Consider the following 24333-nt stretch of genomic DNA (forward strand, 5'->3'; position numbering starts at 1 on the left):
GTAGCTGCCGAGCGCGAGATCCCCGATGGTGTGGAAGATGAGCTGGTTGGTCGTGCCCGTGGTGATGACACCGCCCTTGATGCCGGCATTGCCAGCCAGAGCCAGGATGCCGCCGCTGGTGACTGTGAGGGTGTGCAGGGCGCCGCTGGCATTGTACAAGGTGCCCGCCGCATTGACGGTGCTGGGAAGCGTGCCGCCCGAGTAGAAGATGCCGGCGTGGTTCTGCAGGACCAGGCTGTTGATGGTGGAGTTCACCGTCATGGTGTTAAGGGACGTCAAAGAGACGTTGTTGCCAGTGTTGGCAGCGGTAAAGCCGGGCAGGACAGGCTGTGTGCCCAGGGTGCCGTCCAGCTCCCCGGCGGCCAGCAGGCGGAAGCCGGTGCCGTTCGTTGAGGTCGTGTTGTTGCTGCTGCCAATGTAGGTGACGAATCCTGTGCCGCTGCCGGTCAGGCTGACATCTCCAATGATGTCGGGACGGATGCCGAGATTTTTGGTGGTTCCATTGTTCGTGGTGCCGGAGCCGATGAGCTGCACAGCGGTGGCCACCGTGGTCAGATTGGCCACATTGGCTCCGGCCGTGCTCCCGAGCGAGAGGCCGCGCAGCAGGAGAGTGCCGCCCAGCGCGCCGCTGTTGGCGATGTTGTTGATGCTTCTGACGTTCAGGATATTCGACCCTCCGGAACCCGGAGTGATGGTCAGTGTGCTGGCGCCGTTCTGGATGGTGACGGCCCCCAGGTTTTCCGACAAGGCGCCGGCACTGGAGCCGATGACATTGATGGAGCCGCCCTGCAGGACGGTAGCCCGGTTGGTGGCCAGGGTGCTGAAGTCCGTGTACTGGCCGGCCGTACCATCGGCGGCGCTGCCCATACGGTTGGCCAGGTTGGTGCTGGAGTTGTCAATGGTCAGCACGCCGCCGGCATTGAGGGTGGTGTTGCGGAAGTTCACCCTGCCAGTGCCGCTGAGCACCGTGGTGCCTTGATTAAGAGTGAGCACGTTCGAGACGGATGCCGCTGCCCCGGCGGTGCTGTCGCCAGTCAGTGTCCAGGTCCCGGTGCCGATCTTGGTCACGTTCAGCAGGCCGTTGACGAACGGGCTGGTGAAGGTGCCGGAGAAGGTGCCGCTGGAGTTGTCATAGCCCGTCACCAGATTGCCGGCGGCGTTCAGACTGTAGTTGGTGATGGTGCCCGAACCCACCACGAGGCCGGTGATGCCGGCCAGGCCGCGCGCGTCAAGCGTGGTGCCACTGGCAAGAACGACCTGGGAGTTGCCGATGAAGGCGCCGTTCTGACCGAAGGCCAGGGTGCCTTCAACGACGTTGGTGATGCCGCTGTAGAAGCTCTGCCCGCCGATGCCGAGCACGCCGGCGCCGGTCTTGATGATGAAGCCCGAGTTCATCGCGGAATTGAACGCCAGGCCGATCTGGCCCGGCAGCACGGTGGACGCGGCGACGTTGAGATTCACGCCGGCGCTGCCGTCGAGGAAACCATTGAGCACCGGAATGCTGTTGGCGTTGGCCAGATTGGAGGAGGAAATGACGCCGCCCACCACGAGACTGCCGCTGCTGGTGGACACGGCGTTCTGAGACAGCGTGTAGGTGGAGCCGGAGCCGCTCACAATGTAGGTCCCTGGCGCGATGCCCAGGCCGCTGACCGGAGTACCGGGAGCCAGCGTGCCGCCGCCCGGAGCGATGGCAAAGGTCAGCGTGCTGGAGCCCGAGGTGGTGGTGGCGCTCACCGGAACGCTGATGCTGCCGGTCACGGTGGCAGCGTTGTTGAGCATGTAGCTGGTGCCGGAGGTGTGTCCGGTGATGACGGTGCCATCTGGGATGCCGAAGCCCACAACGGGGGTGCCGTTGGCAATGATGGCGCCTGGAGCCACATTGAAGACCAGGGTGCTGGAGCCCGCCGTGGTGATGGCGGTCAGCGGCTGGGCGGCCACCACCGCAAGGGTGCCGGTGCCGGTGACGACGGCGGGGCCGGCGTTGGCATTGGAGCCGCCGTCATTGGTGAAGCTCAGGCTGGCGATGGTGTTGTTGAAGCCGTTCAGGTTCAACTGCGCGCCGCCGTTGATCGTGACAGCGGAGGTCGTCGCGATCTGGTTGCTCTGCTGGAAGGTGACCGAGGCGTTGCCGATGGGGGAGGCATCCGTGCCGTTGTTGTTGCCGCCGGAGATGACGAGATTGCCCGCGATGGCCGGACCGCTGGAGCTGTTGAGGTTGACAATGACGCCATTGACAAAGGTGGTGCCGGTGTAGGTGTTGGCTCCTGTCAGGGTGATGGCTGGAGCGACTGAGTTCGTGAAGGCCACCTGGCTCAGACCATCCAGCACCACGTTCAGCGGGTTGTTGTTGTCGATGATCGTGGAGTTAATAGTGAGCACGTTCTGGCCCACATGGATGAAAAGCTCGCTCACCCCCGTTCCTGCCGTGATTCTGCCGCGGACAGCCGTGGTGCCGATGCTTTTTGCGCTGTTGTCCAGCCCCGTGAGGATACCGCCCGCGGTGAGCGACAGAACATCGGTGCTGTCGGCGAAGGTCAATGCGACCGTGCCCGCCATGGTGAGCGTGTTCACCTTCAGGCCGTTGGCGCCGAGGGTGATGTTGCCGGACTGGCGGACGTTGGTGTTTTGCAGCGCGCTGCCAAACGCACCTGCCACCAGGGCGGTGCTGTAAGTGCCGGCAAGGCGGACGCCGGTGGCCGGGTCATAGGTGGCAAATTCGGCAGTGGTGCCGCCGCCCGCGACGGGGTCGATCCCGATCGCCGTGGCCCAGGCGCCGATGATGCCGTTGGTCAGCGTGGGAGCATTCGTAATGATGATGCGGCCGTTGTCGCCCACGGCTCCGGTGCTGCTGAAGGTGACGGCAGCGCCGCTGTTGGCGGTGCGGGTGACGGAGTCGATCGTCAGTGTGGCGGTGCCGCTGTTGGGAGTGACGAGGAGGAGCGAGGCGCCGGTGTCCAGGGTCACCGTGCCGACCTGGGCCGTGCCGTTGGTGCCGGAGCGTGAGCGGAACACGAAGGCGCCGCCATCCATGGTCAGCGGCACATTGGAGGCCAGGCGGGTGCTGAGGGCCTGCATGCCCGCATTGTCATCCCAGATGAGCACCCCGCGGCGCAGGGTGATGCCGGAGGTGTTCTGCAAAGTGCCCGCGTCCTGAAGCAGGGTGACGCCGCCCTGCAGAGTGGTGGTGCCGGCGTAGGTGTTGGCGTTGGTGAGCGTGAGGGTGTTGCCGCTGTCGCGCACAAAGTTGAGCTTGCCGGTGGTGGTGACGGCGGAGTTGTCCGTGATGGTGCCGGCAAAGGTGCCGCTGGCATTCATGCCGACACGGAAGGTGGCCGCGGTGGCGGAGGAGTTCAGCACCATGCCGCCGGTGCCGGGAAGCGTGCCCGCGCTGTTGAAGACACCCACGGACTGGTTGTTGCCATTGAGGTCCAGCACTCCGGCGTTCATGGCGCCGTAGGTGAGGGTGGAGCTGCCGCCACCGCTGCTGGTCGTCGCCTGCGAAATGAGGAACGAGGTCCCGTCGATGATGCGGGTGATGTAGGCTCCTGCGGGGATGTTTCCACCCGAAACGGACATGCCGACGGCGAGTCCGGAAGTGCTGCCCACGGTGACGGTCTGGCTGCTGTTGGCCGTGGTGGAGCTGAGCGTGAAGGCCGTGCCCGCGCCCGCATTGATCTGGAACACCTGCGAGGTAGGGCCCGACCCCAGGGCGCCTGCCGTGGGAATGGTGGTGAACGGAGAGAACAGGGTCTGCGCGCCGCCGCTGAGCTTCAGCACGCCGGCATTGATGGTGGTCTGGCCCAGATAGGTTTCCGCCGCGGCCAGCTCCAGGGTGCCGGTGCCAGCCTTCGTCAGGCCGCCGCCGGACAGATAGATGGAGGGATTGATGGTCAGCGTGGTGGAGCCGCCCATGACGTGGACGATCAGCTCACGGCCGAAGCCATTGGTGGTCAGCAGGCGGCCGGAGCCGTTGATGCTGCCGCTGGCGGTGGCAAGGATGCCGCCGCTGTCAATGAGCACCCGGCTGCCCGCATTGATGGCAAGCGAACCGCCGGTGAAGGTGAGGGAGTTCAAGGTGATGGGCCCCGAGCTGGCGGTGGTGGTGCCGGTGGTGAAATAGACGTTGCTGCTCGCCGTGGCGAGGGTGTTGTCGGCATGTTCATTGGCCGCCAGGGCCTGCAGGCCATTGGTTGTGGCGTTGTTCGTCGCCGCAAAGCTGTACGTGCTGCCGCCATCCGGAGAGACGATGGCCCAGGAGAGAATGCCACGGGTGACAGAACCGACTGCACCGGAGCCAGCCGTCGCCGTGACGCCGCCGCTGAAGATGACATTGCTGCCGGTCCCTGCCGCGGCAGTGCCCAAATTGGCGCCCGTAAACAGCGCCGTGCCTCCCGTGCCGCGCGCAAGCCCGACGTTCGTCAGCGCCGTGACTCCGGTCAGAGTGATGGTGGAGGCGCCCGCATTGATGGTCAGCGCGGTCGAAGCCGTGTTGATTGTTTCCGCGGTGGCAGTGGCGCTGCCGAGGATGTTCAGCGCACCCCCGCTCAGGGTGACGGGGCGGTTGCCCAGATGCGTGGTGGTTCCACTGCTGGCGCTGTTGTCCACGGTGAGAACCGCTCCCGAATTGACGGTGGTGGTGCCGCCGGCGGTGAGAACGCCGCTGCTGCTGACGGTGACCTGGCCTGCATTGACCGTCACCCCGCCGGTGAGCGTGTTGGCGCCGTTGATGGTGAGCGTGTCGGAGCCCACCTTTGTCAGCAGGACCGAGCCGGTGACAGCCGCGCCGAGGGTGATGTCGCCAAAGCCGCCGATGCTGCTGGCGGTGGCCAGATTCACGGTGCCGCCATAGGTCACAGCCGTGCTGCTGCTGTTGATCAGGGCTCCCAGCGTGTTGGCGCCGGGCAGCACCGTGACACCGGCGCCATTGAGCGTGAGGGTCTCGGCGCCGACGTTGAAACCGTTGAGGTCCAGCGTGGCGCCGTTGTTGACGGTGGTGCCGCCGGCGGTGCTGCCCAGGGCTGATGCATTGCCGAGCTTCAGCACGCCGTTGTTGACGGTCAGCGCTCCGGTGAAGGTGTTGGCACCGGAGAGGGTGAGAGTGCCGGAGCCGACCTTGCTCCAGGCCACGGCCGCGGCGCCGCCGTCCTGCACCACGCCGGTGATGTTGATGTCACCGTAACCACCGATGGCGGTGGCCATGGTGTCCACGGCAGCGCCGATGGAGACCGTGCCGGCAAAGCTGGCGGCGGTGCCGCTGCTGTTGAACATGGCCGCGGGGGTGGTGGAATTGCGGAAGATGGGCGAGACACCATTGAGGGTGACGTTGCGCCCGATGGCGGAGGCGACGCCGTTCAGGTCCAGAGCGCCGTAGGTGTCCGTGTTGAAGCTGAGGTTCACCGTGGCGGTGCCAACGTTCTGCGTGAGCTGCGAAACGGTGAAGGTGGTGCTGTTGACGATGGAGGTGATGTAGGAGCCGGGGGTGATGATGCCGCCGGAAACCGCCATGCCCACGGCGAGGCCAGAGGTGGAGGTCACCGTGACGGTCAGCGAATTCTGCGCCGGTGTGCCGGTGACGGTCAGGACAGCAGGATTGTAGGTGAGCGAGTTGGTTCCCGCGGCGGTGGCCACGGCGGAGAGCGTGTAGGTCGTGCCGCTGGTGATGGCGGAGATGAAGGAGCCGGCGGCGATCCCGCTGCCGCTCACGGCCATGCCCACTTTCAAAGCCGAGGTGTCGGACACGGTGACGACGTTGCTGTTCAGCACCGTGGTGGAGCTGACCGAGCTGCTGCTCTGCACGGAACGGGTGATGATATTGCTGCCGGTGGAGAGGGAGGTCGGATCCGTGAGCTGCACGTAGCCCTGCTTCACTGTGAAGGTGCCGGTGAATGCGCTGCTGCCGCCGAGGATCAGGGTGCCGTTTCCGACCTTGGTCAGGCCGTGGCCGCTGTCAGACACACCGCCGATGAGGTACAAGCGGCCCGTGTTGGGAGAGACGGTCGCATTCGTGCCGACCGTCGTGGCGCCGAGCACGCCGATCCAGCCGGTCCCGAGCTGGTTGTTGACGTTCAACTGGGAGCTGTTGCCCAGGCTGAGGCTGGCCACGGTGCTGTTGATGTCCGTGCCCTGGCCATCCAGCGTGACAGTGGCCGCGTCCGGAATGATGAAGGCGTTGTTGATCTGGGCGGCGTTGCTGTAGTTGTTTGTCGCGGAGGGCGCGGAGGTCGTCCAGTACAAGGCGGAGGAGGGAATGGCCTGGAGATTGGCGGCGGAGATCGGGGCCGGAGAGCCGGTGTAAACGCCGGTGGCCAGGTTGTTCCCAGCGGTGTCCGGACCGCCATAGAGAAGCTGCACCCCGCCGTTGGTCGTGGTGCCGTTGGTGGGGTTGTTGGTCTTGAACACGATGGTGTGGAAGCCGGTGGTCAGGTGAATGGAGCCTGCGCCAGCGGCTGTCAGCGCCATGCTGCCCGCGGTGCTGGTGGTGTCCACGGCCACGCCGGCCACGGGAACGCCGTCGATCACCAGCATGCCCTGCTTGTCGGAGATCTGGAAGTTGTAGTCGCCTTCAGTGGTGATTTTCAGCAGGCCGGAGTAAACCGCCTGGGTGCCCGCCAGGGAGGTGACAACCGGGGGGCGGTTGTTAAAGTTGATGTCCGAGGGCAGCACGCCGGTGAGGACGGCGCCAGGAGCCATGCCGGAACCAAAGGCGGAGTTCAGGAAGGAGGAGCCGCCCGAGTAGTAGCTGACGGTGAGACCGCCCGAAGCGTAGCCCGCAGGGGCTGTGTTAAGGTCCGGCCCCTGCTGCGGGGCGGCTCCCACGGGAACGATGGCAAAGTTGACACCGTTGTTGAGCGTGACCGTGGCGCCGACGCCGGTGCCGAAGGTGGTGTTCACCGCGTTCATCGTCGGAGCAGCGCCGATGGAGGTGGCGGTGGTGATGTTCGTGGCTGAGGTAAAGGTGTTGTTCCCCGCGAGCAGCAGGGTGCCGCCGCCGATGTTGGCATACTTCACCGTGTCGCTGAAACCACCGCTCACGGTGAGGGTGGATCCCACGGCGGGATTGAAGTAAACCGTGCCCGAGCCCGAATAGCTGCCCTGACCGGTGAAGCGCAGGTTGTAGGCGTTGCCGCTGGTCACGTTGAGCGTCTGGCCCGCGGTCATGGTCAGCGTGCCCATCTGGAAGGTGTTGTTGGTGTTGGCCGGCGTGGCGGCAAAGCGGTCCACGCTGATGAGGGCGGAGCTCTGCGCGGAGTCGATGGCGACATTGTTGCCATAGACGATGCTGCCGTAGGAGGAGGCGCCGTTGCTGCGCAGTTCCAGGATGCCGCCCTTGAGCACGATGTTCATGGTTCCCAGCGGAGTCGCGGTGGCGGCTCCCGTGGGTCCGACGAGGCGCAGCGTGCCGTTGTTGACGTTGATGGTGCCGGTCATGGTGCTGCTGTTGAGCACGCCGCTTGGCAGGTAGGCATTGGAGAAGGCCAGCACGCCGAGGCCGTTTTTGTCGATGGTGTGCGCGCCGGTGATCTTCCCGCCGAAGGTGGCCGTCATGGGGGAGAGAGCCACCGTGATGGCGGCCGTGGCTCCCAGGGTGGCGTCTCCGTTCAGGGTGAGGCTGTTCACACCGTCAAAGCGGATGTCTCCGTTGGACACAATGGTGTTGCCCAGCGTGTTGGTGGCGGCGGTGGAGATGAGCACCGGGGTGGAGGCATAGGTGAGCGAGGGAGAGCCGCTGGAGGTGGGCGCCGCCGAGAGCGTCACATGCGTGGCATCATCGATGCTGATGATGATGGCTCCGGCCGGGATGCCCGTGCCGGTGACGCTCATGCCCGTCAGCAGGCCGCTGGTGGAGCCCACGGTGACCTGCTTGCTGCCGGTGGTGGTGGTGGTGGCAAGGCTGGTGGTGACCGCATTCAGCGTCAGGGTGCCGGTGCCGACAGGGCCGCTGGTGACCGTGGCGCCCACCGCGGAGCCAATGCTGCTGGCGCCGATGATGAGCCCGCCGTTGACGACGTTCACGCCGCCGGTGAAGGTGCTCTGGCCGCCCAGTTGCAGCAGGCCGGCTCCGGTCTTGGTGACGCCGCCATTGATGATCGGCGCGCTGATGTTCAAGGTGGCCTGCAGAGGGGCCACGCTCTGGCCGTTGATCAGAATGGCTCCCACATCGACGGTGCGGGTGATGCCGCCGAGGTCAAGGCGTCCCAGATTGACATAGGTCAGGCTGTTGGTGCCGGTGGTGGTGGCGTTCACGGAGAGAACGTAGGTGTGGTCGTCAAGAATGGCGGCGATGGTGGCGCCACCGGGAATGCCCGTGCCGGTGACCGAGGCGCCGACGATCAGCGAAGCGGTGCTGGCGGTGGTGACCACCGGGCTGCCGTTGGTGGTGGTGGAGGAGTAGGCGATGTTGCCGCTGGTGATCAGCGCCACATTGCCCGTGGTGGAGGCGGAGGCGGAGATGTTGCCATTGAGCGTGAGGCCGGCGCTGCCCATGTCGATGGTGGGAGCGTTGCCGCCGGTGTTGTTGATGGTGATGCCGGCCAGGGTCTGGTCGAAATCATTCAAGTCCAGCGAGCCGCCGCCGTAGAGAGTCAGGTTGCCGGTCCACTTGATCTGGTTGGCCGCCCCCAGGATGACCTGGCCGCCATAGACGTTGTTTTCTTCGTTCATGCCGCCGGTGATGGTGATGTCTCCGGGGATGGTGAAGATGCTGGTGCCGTCTGCGTTGGGGTTGTTCAGGATCCAGACGCCAGAGTTCACATAGGTGCCGCCGGTGTAGGTGTTGCTGCCGGTGACGGTGGTCGCCGCGGTGACTCCCGCGGTGACCGCGCCGGTGATGTTGCCGCCCAGAATCAGGGTCACAGCACCGGTGCCATTGTCGATGACGTTCGCGCCGAGGACCTGGATGCGGTTGTTGGTGGGGCCGGAGCCGTAGGGCAGGGCCCAGTAGTAGAGGTCTCCGCCGACATTGGTGGCGCCGCTGGTGATGTTGCCGTTGATGATGCTGAGCACCGTGGGGTTCGCGCTGGTGAAGGTGCGGGTGGTGGGGGTGTTGATGGCGGTGGCAGGATTGGAGCTCAGCGTGATGATGTTGTTCACGTAGTCGATCGCGGTGACCGTTTTGCCGGAGTCGCTGAAATTGAGCGAGCCGACCACGAGGCCGGCGGGGATGGACTGCACCACAACCTGATTGCTGGTGGTGGATGCATTGAGGATGACGACGTTGGCGGTGTTGTCGGAAGTCTGGGAGGCGATGATGCCGCCGCCGGCGAGGGTGAGGGTGTGGCCGCCGAGGTCGAGGGTGGCGCTGCGGCTGGTGTCGAGGTTCAGGGTGAAGAGCGAACGATCCGAGGTCATCGTCTGATAAGCGGCGATCGTCGGATTGTTTCCGGTGAGATTGTTGCTGATCACGAACTGCGTGCCGTTGGTGATGGACACAATGGTGGTGCCGTCAGGGACGCCGGGGCCGCTGATGGTCTGGCCCACCTGCAGGGAGGCGGTGCTGGAGACGGTGAGCAGGTTGGTGCCGGCGGAGCCTGTGGTGAGCAGGGCCGCCATGGTGAGGCGGAGGTTGTCGGTGGCGCCGCCGGTGTTGATGGTGTTGAGGGGGTTGGCGGCGTATCCGGCAAAGCCCACCTGGCTGAGGGAGCCCACGCCGGTGCCCGGGGCGTAGCTGGCCCATTCACGGTCGGACACCGCCCAGCCGGTCTGCCCGGCGGCATTGGCGATCAACCCGTTGACCAAGGTGGGCGCGGAGGTGAAAAACACACGGCCGGTGTTGCCGATGACGCCGCTGGCGCCGCGGAAGAGCATGGTGGCGCGGGAGCCGGCGGTCTGGGTGAGGCTGGTGAAGGTGAGGTCCGAGGAGTTGACGTTCAAACCGCTGACCTGGGAGTCGATGATATTCTGCCCGCCGTTGATCGTCATGGTGCCGAAGGTCTCGCTGGCGGTCACCCCCTGGCGGTTGCGGTACTGGAGCATGCCGCCGCGCATGTCGATGGCGGCGGAATCGTTGACGCGGTTGTTGTTGCTGAGGCCGAGGTTGGCGTTGTTTTGAATCAGCAGGTTGGCGTTGTTGATGGTGATGGCGGAGGTGTTGAGCAGGGTGCCGGAATCCAGCAGCTGGAGGCGGCCGCCGGTGAGGAAGGTGGCTCCGGTGTAACCCTGGGCGTCATAGACGTTCCAGTCATTGGAGCCGGTGCCGATGATGGAGCGGGCCACGGCGATGTTGCCGTTGATCTGGCCGGCCCAGTTCACGTTGGCATTGGCCAGGACCAGGGTGGCCTGGGTGGAGCCGCTGTTGAGCACAATGCCGCCATTGCCGGCGACAAAGACGTTGCCGTCGTTGCGCAGGCGGTTGGCGTACTGGATGCTGCCGTTGAGGTCCAGGGTGGCGCCGGCATCGACGATGAGATCGTTGTTGAAGTAGATGGAGTTCACGCCGCCGGCGGCGAGCTTCAAGGTGCCCTGGGTGACGGTGGTGGCGCCGGTGTAGGTGTTGCCGAGGCCCAGCGTGAGGGTGCCCGCGCCGGCCTTGGTCAGGCCGCCGGCAGTGGAGACGATGGCGGAGGTGATGGACAGATCCCCCTCGGCAAACACCACGAGCTCACGGTTGCTGGTGGTGCTGAGCAGACCGCCGCTGATGCCGGTGTTGCCCGCAAAGGCCAGAAGACCGCCGCTGTCCAGGGTCAGGGTCTGGGAAACGCCGGTGGTGATGCCGCCACCGTTGTTGAGGGTGAGGGAGTTCACGGTGACCGGGGCAATCTGTGCGGCATTGCTGGTGAGGGTGACGTTGGACAACGCGGCGAGGGCCGGGGAGAGCAGGCCGCTGAAGGTGAGGTTGCTGGTGCCGGCAGACACATTGTTCGAGAGAGTGATAACGCCGGTGGCGGCATTGATGGCGATGATCTTGGTCCCGGCGGGAACGACGCCGACGCCGCTGCTGCTGGTCACCGTCTGGCCGACGGCGAGGCCGGCGGTGCTGGCCACGGTCACGGTATTTCCGGAGGCGGTGGTGACGCCGTTGACCTGCACCGCGCCGGTATAGACTTCAGCCGGGCCGAAGGTGAGCGTGCTGGTGCCGGCGGTGGCGGCGTTGGAGAGGGTGATGATGCCGCCGATGGAATCGATGGCGGTGATGGTGGTGCCCGCAGGAACGAGGCCGGAGCTGCTGCTGACACTCTGACCGACGACGAGGCCGGAGACTTTGGCGGCGGAGAGGGTGATCGTGGTGCTGGCCGTCGTGGTGACACCGCCGACCACCACGGCACCCGCGCCGTTGGGGGAGAAGGTCAGATTGCTGGTGCCGGCGGTGGCGGAGTTGGAAAGCGTGATGGTGTTGCCGCTGATGGCGGTGATGGTGGTGCCGTTGGGGATGAAGCCGCCGCTGCTGCTCACGGTCATGCCGACACCAAGTCCCACGGTGGATCCGACGGTCACTGTATTGCCGGCGGTGGTGGTGACATTGCTCAACGCCACGGGCAGTGCGCCGGCGGCATTGAGCGCGCGGAGATTGTTGGTGCCGGTGGTGGTGCCGCCGGTGGAGTCCGCGGTGGCGAAGGAGAGGCCCAGGCCGGTATTGGTGGAGTCCACGAGCACCCAGGGGATGATGGACTTGGAGGTGGAGCCGGTGACGCCGGCCTGACCGGTGAAGGCGAAGCCGTTGGCGGTGGCGGGGCCGTTGACCACGGCGACGCCAGCGCCGGCGGCGCTGCCCAGGCCGGTGCCGCGGATCAAAAGCGTGCCGCCGGTGCTGTGCGCGATGGTGGTGGAGGTTCCGAGCGTCAGGGTGAGCTGCTGGGCCGCATTTGGCGTCAGGGTGATGGTGCTGGCACCGCTGCCAACGGTGAACGTACCGGTCTTTTCCGTGGTGGCGGCGGAGCTGCTGCCGGTGATGTTCAGATTGGCCCCAAACATGGTCACGACGCCTCCGGAGAGGCGGTTGTTGACGTTGGTGGCGGAGTTGTCGAGGCTCAGGGTGGCGCCGGGCAGGACGGAGACGGTGCCCGTGCCATTGACCACGCCATTCCCCACCAGGCCCAGGATTCCCTGGCTGATGTTCAGGGCGCCGATGCCGGCGGTGGCGGAGCCAAAAGTGGTGTTTGCAGTCCCTGCCGCCACCCCAGAGGACACTGAAATGGTGATGTGAGTGTCATCCACGATGGAGGCCACGGTGGCGCCGGCGGGGATGTTGGCATTGCCGCTGATGTTCATGCCCACGTAGAAGCCGCTGGTGCTGCTGACGGTCACCGTGCTGCTGTTCGCCGTGGTGGTGGCGGAATAGACCGGAGTGAAGGCATTGGCGGTGGTGATGTTCCAGGTGCCGGTGCCAATCTTCTGCAGAGTGGCGGTGCCCGGAGCGTTGTTGAGGTTCGCAAACGGCGCGGAAAGGGTGCCCACGCCGGAACCGGTGAGGTAGAAGTTGACGGCTCCCACGTTGGCCCAGTTGTAGCGAACGCCCCCGGCCAGGTTGAGCGTGGAGCCCACGTCCACGCCGGCGACGATGCTGCTGCGTGTCTGGCCGCTGTTCGGACTGCCGGAAACGATGACGGGAGCGGTGAGGGTGTTGGTGCCGGCGAGGTTGTGGATGGAGCCCTGGGAGTTGATGCCGGAGCTGTTGCGGCCGTCGCCAGCCAGATTGATCTGGATGGTTTCGTTGATGGTGTTGGTGCCGCTGAGATTGAGGGCCAGCTCGGCGGAGACGTCGCTAACGATGGTGCGAAGGGCGGCATTGATAGAACCGGAGGCGCCGAAGGCCGCGATGTTGGTCACCTGGAGGCTGCCCTGGCCGACGATGAGCGTGCCACTCCAGGTGGCGGTCCCGCCGGTGCCGCTCTCGGGAGCGGCGGTCAGGACCAGGGTGCCTTCATCGTTCTTCTGCAGGGTGGCGGTGCTGCTGGTCATCCAGAGACCGGAGTTCGCGCCGGAGTCTGCGAGCGTGAGGGTGGCGCCCTTGGTCACTTCGATGGCGTTGCTGGCCTGATTCAGAATGATGGCGCGGGAGGTGGTGAAGGTGCCGGTGGCGCGCAAGCCGGCGCCGGTGAGCGCATTGGTGTTGAGCAGGATCTGATTGGCCGCGTTGCCCAGGGCGCCATCGGAGGCCACGGAAAGGATGCCTGCGGTGATGTTGATGACCGGGGTGCCGGTGAGCGCCCCGGTGGTGGCGGTGAAGTTTCCGGTCAGAGCGGAGCTCACGGTGATCTGCTGCAGCGTCAGGGAGGTGTCCGCGGTCGTGGTGTTCTGGCTGAGGGTGACCTGATAGCGCCTGAGCGTGGGATTTGCCGCGGTGATGTTTTGACTGAGCGTGAGAGTGCTGCCCGAGATGGCGATGACCGTGGTGCCGGCAGGAATGCCGGTGCCGGTGACGGGATTGCCGACCGAAAAGGTGCTGGCATCGGAGCTGTTGTTGAGGGTCACCGAATTGGTGTTGATCAAGCCGGTGGTGGCGGAGGTGACGTTGTTGTTGATGCTGCTGACGGTGGTGTTGGCGGCGATGCCGGAACCCGACACGGGCATGCCCGAGACGAAGACGTTGGTGGGGTCGGTGGCAAGGTACACGGTGTTTGCGCCCGAGGCGCCGCTGCCGGAGAAGTTCTGCACATTGACCGCGGTGATGGATGCGCCGGAAGCGAGATTGCCGCTGTTGCTGGAAACCCGTTCCCCCACCACGAACTGCGCCACGCTGGAGGCCGTGATCACAGTCGAGCCATTCTGACCGAAGAGGTTGGTGATGCCGGAGGCATTGCTCACGGTGGCCGTGCCGCCAAAGGTGTTGCCCGAGTTGCCCAGCACAAGGGTGCCGCTACCGCTCTTGAGCATGCTGACATTGCCCGAAACCAGGCCGGAGAGGGTGAGACCCTGCACCACGTTGGAGGCGGTGGCATTGTTGACCTGGAATGTGGGGGCTCCCGCGAGGGTGGTGGCGCCGGTGACCTGCAGGCCGTAGCCGTTGTTGTTGGCGACGATCAGCGTGGCCTGGTTCATGGTGAGGGTGCTGATCTGCGCGGTCTTGTTGGCAGCCTGCGCATAATAAGGGGCATAGAGGGTGCCGAGACGGCCCACCGAAATGGTGTTGCTGTTGTTGACGGTGATGTTGAGGTTGAAATTGAGATTCTGCGCGCCGCCGGTGCCGTCCCCATCGTCATTGAGGAAGAGGGTGTTGGCGTCGTTGAGGGCAAAGGTTCTGCCGGAAAGGGCGTTCACACCTTCCACGCGCAGCCCGGCGTTGGTTTCAAAGGTGATGGTGCCGAGGAAGCCGGAGTTGTTCCCACGCAGCGCCACCACGCCGGGGGTGACATTGGTGGTGCCGATGGCCTGCGCGGTGTGGGTGGCCGTGGCCTGCGACGCGGTGACCGTGGTACCGGCATTCATGACCGTGGAACGGATGATGATGGTGGTGGAGGTGTCACCGACGATGTTGGAGGCGACGACGAGGGTGGCGCCCGGGTCCGTGGACTGATTGGTGAGGGAGGTGTTGACGCCGCCGGAGATGGCGTCCAGCACCAGGGTGGTGCCATAGGTGAGGCTGGTGCTCACAGCCCCGGTGGTGTTGGCCGAGAGGGTGATGTGAGTGCCATCCACGATGGAGGCGATGGTGGTGCCCGCGGCAATGCCGGTGCCGGAAACCACCTGCCCGACATGCAGGTAGGAGGAGTCAGTGACGGTCACGCTCTTGCTGCCGGAATTGGCCGTGGAGCCGACGGTCTGCGAGTTGATCTGAAGCACATTCCCATAAGAGAGGGAGCTGGTGCCGGAGCCGGTGGCGTTGGTGGAGATGGTGAAGGAGGTGGGGCTGTCGATGCTGATGATCCGGGCGCCGGACGGAATGCCGACTCCGGAAATCCCCTGCCCCACATAGAGGCCGGCGGTGCTGCCCACGGTGACGCTGGCGCTGTTGTTCGTGGTGGTGGAGCTCAGGGCCAGGGCATTGCTGGTGCTGCCGAGAATGGTGGTGGCGGCGTTTGCCACCGACTGGATGGAGGCGTCCTTGGTCACGAGCACGTTGTTGGCGAAGGTGGGGCCCACGCCCGTGACCGTCGAGCCCTTGGAATCGAGCATGAGGTTGCCGCCATTGAGCCCCACGGCGGCGGCGCCGATGGGGTCATAGGTGCCGGCATTGGGGCTGCCGGTGAGGACCAGCGTGGGCGTGGAGGTGATGCTGAGCACGGGAGATCCGGCGCTGGTGGCGGCGGCGGAGAGGGTGAGCGTGGTGCCGCTGATGGAGACAATGAAGGCGCCGGCGGGGATGCCGGTGCCGGACACCGTCATGCCAGGGGTGAGGCCGGCCACATCGCCGCTGCTGAGGACCACCTGGTTCGATCCGGAGGTGAGGGCGGAGGTGGGCACGACGGCCTTGTTGGAGGCCTTCATTTCGAGGACCGTGGTGTAGCCAAGGGAGTTGGCGGCAGCGGTCTGGTTGAAGAACATGCGGCCGACACCGGTCTTCACCACCGTCATGGCGCGTCCGCCGTCAGAGACCACACCGTCAAAGGCCACATTGGGATTGGCATTGATGTAAACCGTGCCGGCAGTGCTGCCGAAGAGGGTGGGGTCCACCGTGGTGCCGCCAAAGCGCAGGGTCTGGCCAAAGCCGCCGCCGCCGCCGGCGATTTCAGTGGTGCCATTGCTGTCGGTGGCCTTCACATTCAGGGTGACGCCCGTGTCCAACTGAAGCGCGCCCAGGAGGTAGGAGGAGGCGCCGTTGCCTTTGAGATTGATGCTGGCGCTGGTGCCCGCGGCGCCGGTGAGATGCACGTCATTGCCGAGGTTGATGGCATTGCTGGAGCCGGTGGCGGTGTTGGTTTCCGCCTGGTACAATGCGACAGTCAGATTGGTGCGCGTGTAGGAGGTCTGCGGACCGGCGAACTCGAGGTCGAGCGAACCACCGCCCGTTCCCTGGAGATAATCCACGCGGATGTCATGATAGCCGACGCCGAGCTGGATCACGCCGCTGGAGAGATCGGTGGCGCCTTTGCCGCCGTCGTTGTTCAGCACGAGCACGCCGTCGATATAAATGCGCGCGGCGTCGTCCGGCTTGGCGAAGAAGGTGTAGCCGCCAGCACTGGTGATGTTCACCTTGCCCACCCACTGGACGGCATAGTTGGAAACGGTCTGCACGGCGTTGTTGGCGTCCACATAACGGATGGAGGTGGTGGCGCCGCCATCCAGGCCGTTGAGGGTGAAGGTGGGGGAGAGAGGCAGGCTCGCGCTGGGGTTGGTGGAGAGCTGGGAGGTGAGAAGGGGCGTGACGGTGATGCTGGAGATGGGAGCGGTGAGATCGAGCTCCTGATTGGAGGAGTCCACGACGGTGAACTGGGTGCCATTGAGGATCTGCCCGACGCGCGCGCCGGTGGGAATGCCAGGGCCCGACAACAACTGGCCGACGGACAAGTTTGCGGTGGTGGGGATGGTGCCCGTGCCGACCACGGTGGTGCTCAGGGTGACCACATTCTGCCCGGTGGCGCCACTGGCCACCAAGCTCTGGCTGGGCAGGGACTCGCCGGTGGCGATGCCGGTGAAATCCACGCGGGCGGTGTCCGCGGTGGCGGTGGTCAGGTCGAAGAGACGGCCGGAAATGCCGATGGAGGAATTACGCGTGCCGGTGAGATCCAGCGAGGCGCCCTGGGTGCCGGTGCCGGCCTGCAGGGTGATGGCGTTGCCTCCGAGGGGGTTGTAGTTGCCGGTGCGCACGACGGCCTCCACGGTGGTCTTGTTCCCCACGGTGATGCCGCCGCTGAGGTTGTTGATGTAATTTGTGTTTGTGCCCGCGGCACCGAGAACCAGACGGGCGGTGGAGGCGGAATTGGTGCTGCCGTTTTGCACGGTCAATCCGCCGGTGCCGCCCAGCACTGCATTGATGGTGGCGGAGTAGGCGGTGCTGGTGTTGCCGCTGCCGAGGGTGATGGTGGGAGTGGTTCCCGCGAAGGTGAGGCTGCCGGTGGGCGAGGCCACTGTGCCGCCGCTCTTGAGGAGGAAGCCGCTGGTGCTGTCCAACTGCAGACCGTTGGCGGTGATGGCGGTGCCGAGAGTGATGGTCTGCGAGGTGGAGCTGCCCGCGCTGCCGAAATCCGCGATGTTGCTGATGGAATTCACCCATACGGCGGGCGTCTGCGCACTGCCGGAGGGCGCGTTGGGAACCCAGTTTGCCGTGCTGGTGTCCCACGTTCCAGACTGAGTCTGCCCACTGCCGATGAGGCCGGTGGGGTCCCAGTAGATGACGGCGGCCTTCAAGGGCGTGGCGACCTGCATGGCGAACACCAGCATGGTCATGAACCAGCCGAGAAGAATGCGATTGCGTCGGAGTGTTTTCATCAGGAAAAAATCTTGGTAAAGAGGCGGCGCGGGAGAGGTTTAAAAAAGGGGATGCAAAACTGCGGACGGGCGGCGTTAAACACGGGTATGGTCATCCCAGGGAAACCCTAAAAACCGGCAGGCGTTCGACCCAACGAGCGTTTCGTTTTGCAGGAGGTCGATGGGGGTGTTTCTCATGTAGATGCAATGCAATGGTTGGGGCGCGAATACGTGACGGGTTTATGACACGGATTCTGCGCCAGCGTTCAGAATAGCGAAAATGCTTCTGTGACGTCAATGCAAATACATCGACTTTACGAATTTTTGGCTTTGCAAATCCTCAGGGGACCACCACCGCCGCGCCATCTAAGATTTCCACCCGAAAGGCTGCCAGATCACCGGCGTCACGGGTGATTAACACACTGATTCTGTGTGTTCCAGCGCTGAGGTCGAGTTCCAGCGGGGAGGTCAGGTCCTTGACCTCCGAATCGTCTGCCGCCACTACGATGCCCTTCACGGTGCTAAACCCAAGCTTTACCTTGCCCCCGGCCTCAAGTTTCAGACCGAATTGAATGATTTTCGGGAACCACGGATACATCTTTTGCGCAGCGGGTAAATCGGCCAGCGGGAGGTCTCCATTGACCTGGCTGATGGCGAGCTGCCACGGATAGGTGTATTTCTCATCATTGAGGGCAAAGCTGCCCACATGGCGGACGTGGTCCACGTCCTTCTGCTCCATCTTCCCCATGGCCTTCCAGGTGCGGACGTAGCGGTTGGGCTGGGTCTTGTAGGCGCCTTCGCGGCCGAGTTCGGAAAGGAAGCGCACGAGATCGACGAACTCATCCTCCCGCAGGCTGGCGGTGAGGCCGGGGGGCATCATGCTCACGGGGCTCATCTGGCGGCTGGCGACGGCGGACTTCGCGACTTTGATGAGCTGATTGGCGGGGTCACGAATCGTCAACTCCTCAGCGCCGTCGTTCACCAGGCCGCCGGAGACGACTCCGCCGTCTTTTTTGGTGACGATGACCATGTGGTAGCCCTCTTTGATTTTCTTGCTGGGCTCCAGGAGGCTTTCGATGAGGTAGTCCACCGGGGCGCTGGCACCGATGCTGACCAGGTTGGGCCCGAGGACACCGCCAGCCTCGCCAATGGCGTGGCAGGTGGTGCAGAGGAGCTGCTGGCGGCGGTACACGGCCTCGCCGCGGGCGGGGTCGCCCTGGGTTTTCACCTTGGCCACGAGGGCGCTCATTTCCTCGGCGGAAAGGGGGCGGTCCATCTGCTTGACGCCGCCGGCTTTTTTCAGCGCATCGGCCAGAGGGCCCTGGATGCCGCGGGAGGTGACCATGCGGATGCCCTCCACGGCAACGGAGTCAAGAATCGTCTTGCCTTCGAGCTCCCTGGCGAGGACGCCGGGGAGCTGCTTGTTTTTGAGGAAAACGGCGAGGATGGGCTTCGCGGAATCGACGTCGGCCTTGGCGAGGAACTCGACGGCGCGCTTGGCGGCGAGCTGCGGGCCGACGGTGGTGAGGCCGTCGATCATGAGGGCGCGGAAGGCGGGGTCCTGGGATTCGGTGAAGAGCTTGTCAAACAGGTCGCGGGACTTCGGACCGCCGAGGGCGGTGAGGCCGCGCATGGCACCGTCCCGGATGGGTGGGAGGGTCTTGGGGTCGGTGAGGAGGGCCACGAGCCTGTCTCGCGCGGGCTCGACTTTCCAAAGTCCGGCCAGGATGGCGGTGCGGTGCAGGACGTGGGGCTCGGGGCGGGAGAACCAGGCCATGATGGTGTCCTTCGCGCCTTCAGGGATGACTTTGCGGTCGGTGGCGGCCTTGATGAGGGCGTCCTGCAGGCCCATGTAATAGGGGGCGAGGGAGGCGTCATTGACCATTTCCACCAGGGTCTGCGCCTGGGTGGCGTCCGCGGCGGTGCCGGCCATGCCGAGGACGGCGTCTGCGTCTTCCTGGCTGAGCTTGCCGCTTTTCAGCGCGGCAAAGAGGGGCGGCAGGGCATCGCTGCGGCCGGTGCTCTTCATGGCATAGACGAGGTGCTTGGGGCGCTCATCGAGCTTGAGCTTGCCGGCGGCGATGGCGGGGAGCCAGATGTCCGCCTGCTCGCGGCAGGTCTGCTCCAGGAGGAAGTCCAGCGACTCGTCCATGGGGTGGTCCAAAACCTTCAGCGCGACGCTGATGGCGCCGGGGCGGCGCATGTCTGCCAGGACGGCGAGGGCCCAGAGGCGGACCTGGGCGTTTTCATCCGCCACGGCCTGCTCCAGCACCTTCATGACCTCAGGAAACACCTTCCAGCGGTGGGTGAGGATGCGCAGGGCGGCGGCGCGGATGCGGTAGTCCGGGTTTTCCCAAAGGCGGCGCCAGATGGCGGGGGAGAAGGAGTTCACGCCTTCCCGGGCCCAGGCGGCCTCCAGCAGGGCGTGGGTGTCTGCCTCCTTGCTGGTGTCCAGCGCGCCGGCCCAGGCGTCCAGCGGGGTGGTGACCTTGGCGGCACCCTGGTCGCGCAGCTCGCGTTTGGCGAAGCGGCGGACGTAATTGCGATCGGACTTGAGCATTTCCAGGAGCTCGGCGGTGGGGGCGCCGGCGATGTGGGGCCGGGGGCTGAGGGGGCGGCCCTTGGCGGTGATGCGCCAGATGCGGCCGTGCTGGTGGTCGCGGCGCTGATCGCGGAAGTCCACCTCGCCGTGCTGGATGATGGGGTTGTACCAATCCGCGATGTAGAGAGCGCCATCGGGGCCCATTTTCACATCGATGGGGCGGAAGGCGCGGTGAGTGGAGGCCAGGAGGTCGGGGAGCTGCCTGGCGATGTAGCTGCTGCCGCTGGGGGTGAGCTGGAAGCGGTTCACGCGGTTTCCACGGAAGTCATTGAGGACGAAGGTGCCCTGGAAGTCTGCGGGGAAGTGGGGGTCTTCGATGATTTCCAGGCCGCACTGCTTCGGCTGGCCGGGGCTGAGGCCGTGGAGGATGCGCTTCGCCCCCGGGGAGGTGGCGAAGACGGAGCCGGGGAAGATGAAATTGATCCCCTCCCCGCCGGCGCCATCGCAGGCGAAGCTCTGGCCCCAGCGGTCAAACTCAAAGCCCCAGGGGTTGATGAGCCCCTTGCTGATGATTTCCGCGCGGCGGGTCTCGGGGCGGAACTCCCACACGCCGCCGCCCATGAGACGGCGCACGCCGTGGGGCGTCTCCATATGGGTATGAATATAAATGGACTGCAGGAAGTAGAGCATGCCCTCCGGGCCCCAGCGGAAGGTGTGGAGGAGGTGGTGGGTGTCCTCCGTGCCGAAGCCGCTGAGCATGACGGTGCGCTCGTCTTCTTTGAGGTCGCCATTGGTGTCTTTTAAGAAGAGGACTTCGGTGGAGTTCGCCACATAGAGGCCGCCGTCTCCGGGGGCGAGGGCGGTGGGGATGTGCAGGCCTTCGGCGAAGGTGGTGGATTTGTCGGCCTTGCCGTCTCCATCGGTGTCTTCAAGCACGACGACCTGGTCCTTGGCCTCCTCGCCGGGTTTGATGTGCGGGTAGGTGGTGCTGGTGACAACCCAGAGGCGGCCCTGCGCATCCCAGTTCATCTGCACCGGCTTCTGGATCATGGGCTCCGATGCGAAGAGATTCACCTCAAAACCCTCGGGAACCACAAAGGCCTTCAGCTCCGCCTCGGGATTGGCGTCCGGGAGATCTGCCAGCGAAGCGGGCTGCGAGGCGTGCGCAGGCACGGCGAGGCTGATCGAACCAAGGAGAATCAGGGCGAGGCGGGAGGTCATAAAGAGGGAAGCGCAAAATACGACGCTGCGGCGGGAGTTTGGCAAGCATTCTCTCGGGGGAAATGCGGGAGAAAATCAGGGTCCTTACCAGACCCAGCCTCTGCCCTTAAACTGCGCCAGGGCTGCCATGCCGGACCAAAAACTCCTCCGGCGTACAGGCTGGAACAGGACTGCTGGTGAAGTCTTTCAGATTCCGTGTGACGATGAGGTGAGCCTGGCATTCCACCGCCGCGGCCGCCTGCATGGCATCCTCAAAGTCGGCAAACGCCAGAGCACGAGCCTGGTGGGCTGTGAGTTTGGTGACCGGAGCGATGTCTGCCCATGCCAGGATCTTGTCCACCTCCGCCAGTGCTTCCGCGGAGGTTCTGCCGCGCTTTAGTATGTAGTAGGTTGTGGCGAGACTGTGCCAGGCGATGAATGTCTCCGCCTGGAGCTCATCGCAGCGAGTCAGCACATCCTGACGGGCTTCCACCAAGCCCGGGCGGTTCTCGATGACATCGAGCAAGATGTTGGTGTCGAAAAAAACTCGCATGCCGGGACTCAGCGCACGCCGAATTTTTCACGGTAGCAGGCCATGCGGGCATCATCCCCCGTTTCATTTCCGGCGAGCCGCGCGCTGCCACGCGCAGCACGCGCCCAGGCTCCGGCGCTGCTGCGTCTGGCAACGCGAGGGACGGGCGCAGGGTCCACGATCTCCATCACGAAGACGCCGGCCTTTTCCTCCAGCACATGCAAGCTGTCACCAGCCTGCACTCCGAGCGGGCGCAGGGCCTCCACGTTAATCTCCTTGGTGATGGTCATGCGATGAGGATAACCGCTCATCCTTGGAGGTCAATCCCCTCATGAGGCAGCCCCCCTCTCACCGCCACGCACTGACGGGCGAGGAGTGCGTGCGGTAGAATTTTTCAAACTCGCCGCGGGAGCCATTGAAGAAGCTGCGGTCGCAGAAATGGCGGAGGGTGACGCGGCCGCCATGGCGGGTGTAGGCGCCGCCGACCTGCCCGGTGAACTCGGGGCCGAGCAGCGCGGTCTTGGGATGGCCGCTGATGTCCCCGCAGTACTGCCAGAACGTCCAGGTGCCAAAGACGCGCGGCACGCTGAAGGTCATGTGATGGCCGGACTGCTCGCCGTAGCGCGGGATCCACAGGCCGCAGGCCCTGAGCACGGCGCGCTCCGCGGGGGTGAGCGCCTGGATCTCGCGGACCTGCTCCGCATACCCAGGCATACCATGAAGTGGCACGCTGCAGTAAAGCAGGGGCCAGACGCCGGTGTGCGCGCGCACACGCTGCGCCGCGTACGCGGTCTGCTGCCAGGAGACGCGGTCGCGCCCTTCATTGTCCAGCACCATCATCACCGGATGGGCGGTGGTGCCGTGGCGTGCGGCGGTGGCGGCCACGGTGTGGACGAAGCGCTCGATCTGCGCGTCCAGATTTCCCGCGCGGTTCACATAGTGGTAGGCGCCCCACTTGAGGCCGGCCATGCGGGCGGCGTGCTCGCGCGGGGCGTAGTCTGAATCCGTTTTGGAGCCGCCGCGGGTGGCGCGATGGATCATGAGCTCCACGCCCATGCTGCGCAGGAGATCGCAGCGCACGCCGCCGCCGTCCCAGCCGAAATCGACGGTGTTGTTCAGCAGTGTGGTGCGCGCCTGATGGGTGGAGACGGTGACGGCCCGGATGGGCGCGCAGGCGGCGAGCACGAGGAGGGCTGCCGCAGCCAGGCTGAAGCGAAAGAACGCGCGTGAGTCCATGCACCGTTTTAGCGGAGCGGGAGAGGGGGCGTCAATGGGGAAGTCCTCAGAGAGGCGCGGCCCATGCGGGTTTGCCAGAGCAGGCCGGGGGCGGATGAACGGCGCATGCATGAAAAAGCGCGGCACCGGAGAAGGTGTCGCGCGTGATGACTTGAAAGATGCTTTCAGCATTCATTCGGTCCGCCGTGGAGTCATTAACGGCGGCCAAACCAGCGCTGGAAGATGTTGCGGTGCTCCGCCTGGTTGATGCGCTGCGACTGCATGTTTTCCTTGCGGTTCAGGTGCAGCCTGTCGCGCCAGGTCAGGTGGCCGTTGTGCTTCATCAGGTCGCGGGATTCCTGGCGCTGGATGTTCTGCTGGCCGCGTTCCAGGCGGTTTGCCTGCCAGGAGTTGAGCTTGCCGGTGGCGACGCCGTGGTTGATGCGCTGCTGTTCATTGCTCATCCGTCCGTTCACCTGGTTGACGCGTGGTCGGAAGGGGTGGAAGAGATCGAGCGCGCTGGCGCTGCTGGGCATGGCCGTGGCACCGATCACTGTGACAGCGGCGAGGGTGAGAAACGTTTTCATGGTATTAGGTGGTTTAGGAGTTTCTGTTTTGAAGGCTGTGTGTTCGTTTGGTTTCGTTCGTCTGTTCCTTCATCTGTAAAATCGAACGTCACTGGCTGAGACGCGGCTGAAAATGCAGGGATTCAAAAGAATTCAGAAAGCTGTGAAAAATCAGCCGCGGGGTGAGGCACACATGGGCACTGCGCCTAGAACTGCGCGAGGGATGAGGGCTGCATCAGTGCGCGCCCCGAGGGCGTGTGGTGATGGGCACCCTCAGGTGCCACAGGTGAGTGCTCCGCCGCATCGCCAATATGCGTTTTTCCTGCTCCTCCGGAACAGGGCCTCTTTGCGCCCACGCGCATTCGCGCCTCACCACTGACCACTGACCACTGACCACCGATCACTGACCACTGGCTACTGATCACCGGCTACTGCCCGCCGCACAAACGCACAGGCTTGATCTCCACCGTCCGGTCCCCTTCCCCCACAAACAGCACGCCTTCCTGCGGCGTGACGGTGAGGTCCATGCTGCGCTGCGCGAGTTTGGCGAGCTCCTGGCTTTCCGCAGCGGGGATCTGCCACACGTTCAGGTTGTTCACGCGCGTGAATTTTCCCTCCAGCCCGGCCCACCAGGTGGTGGCGGTGGTGGCAAAGGTGTACACACTGACTTTCTTGGAGCGGCCGCACAGGCGCACCAGCTTCTTTTCATCCGGCTGGCCCAGCTCGATCCAGTGCATGAGCAGGCCGGTGAGGTCGTGCTGGCTCAGCGCGGGCTCGTCCGCCTCCCACATGTCCTTGCCAAATTCCAGCAGGCCCTGGTCATTGTTTTCCGGCGCATTGAGCACGAAGGCCAGCAGGCGGATCATCATGCGCTCCTCGGTTTCCGAAGGATGCCGCGCCAGCGTGAGCTCGTGGTCCGCGTAGATGTTGTGGTCGAGGTCGGAGAGGGAGACCTTGGCTTTGTAGATGATTGCTTTGAGTGCCATGGGGGAAGCACA

General features: G+C 64.9%; 7 protein-coding genes (1 of these 7 cut by a window edge). All 7 read right to left on the reverse strand.

Translation table 11 applies throughout. From position 1 onward, the window contains the following. Positions 1-17301, reverse strand: the 5' portion of a protein-coding gene (locus ACILSQ_RS14580) for an autotransporter-associated beta strand repeat-containing protein (RefSeq protein WP_395744373.1). It extends 18819 nt beyond the left edge of the window; 17301 of the gene's 36120 nt are visible here — the first part of the coding sequence; its start codon is at positions 17299-17301; its stop codon lies beyond the left edge, outside the window. Positions 17302-17620: 319 nt separating this feature from the next. Continuing rightward, the gene (locus ACILSQ_RS14585) at positions 17621-21043 is read right to left on the reverse strand and encodes a PVC-type heme-binding CxxCH protein (RefSeq protein WP_395744374.1); all 3423 of its coding nucleotides are present in this window, start codon (positions 21041-21043) and stop codon (positions 17621-17623) included. Between the two features lie 106 nt (positions 21044-21149). Further along, positions 21150-21575, reverse strand: a complete 426-nt coding sequence (locus ACILSQ_RS14590) for a type II toxin-antitoxin system VapC family toxin (protein WP_395744375.1) — start codon at positions 21573-21575, stop codon at positions 21150-21152. Positions 21576-21583: 8 nt separating this feature from the next. Next, positions 21584-21844, reverse strand: a complete 261-nt coding sequence (locus ACILSQ_RS14595) for a hypothetical protein (protein ID WP_395744376.1) — start codon at positions 21842-21844, stop codon at positions 21584-21586. A 58-nt stretch (positions 21845-21902) separates the two neighbouring features. Beyond that, entirely contained in the window at positions 21903-22790 is an 888-nt protein-coding gene (locus ACILSQ_RS14600; RefSeq protein ID WP_395744377.1) for a GH25 family lysozyme, read from the reverse strand. Between the two features lie 194 nt (positions 22791-22984). Next, complete coding sequence (locus tag ACILSQ_RS14605) at positions 22985-23356, reverse strand: hypothetical protein (RefSeq protein WP_395744378.1); 372 nt, start codon at positions 23354-23356, stop codon at positions 22985-22987. 407 nt (positions 23357-23763) lie between these two features. After that, the gene (locus ACILSQ_RS14610) at positions 23764-24321 is read right to left on the reverse strand and encodes a YaeQ family protein (RefSeq protein ID WP_395744379.1); all 558 of its coding nucleotides are present in this window, start codon (positions 24319-24321) and stop codon (positions 23764-23766) included. Positions 24322-24333 lie beyond the last annotated feature (12 nt).

The organism is Prosthecobacter sp. (assembly GCF_044227185.1).
Taxonomy (GTDB): domain Bacteria; phylum Verrucomicrobiota; class Verrucomicrobiia; order Verrucomicrobiales; family Verrucomicrobiaceae; genus Prosthecobacter.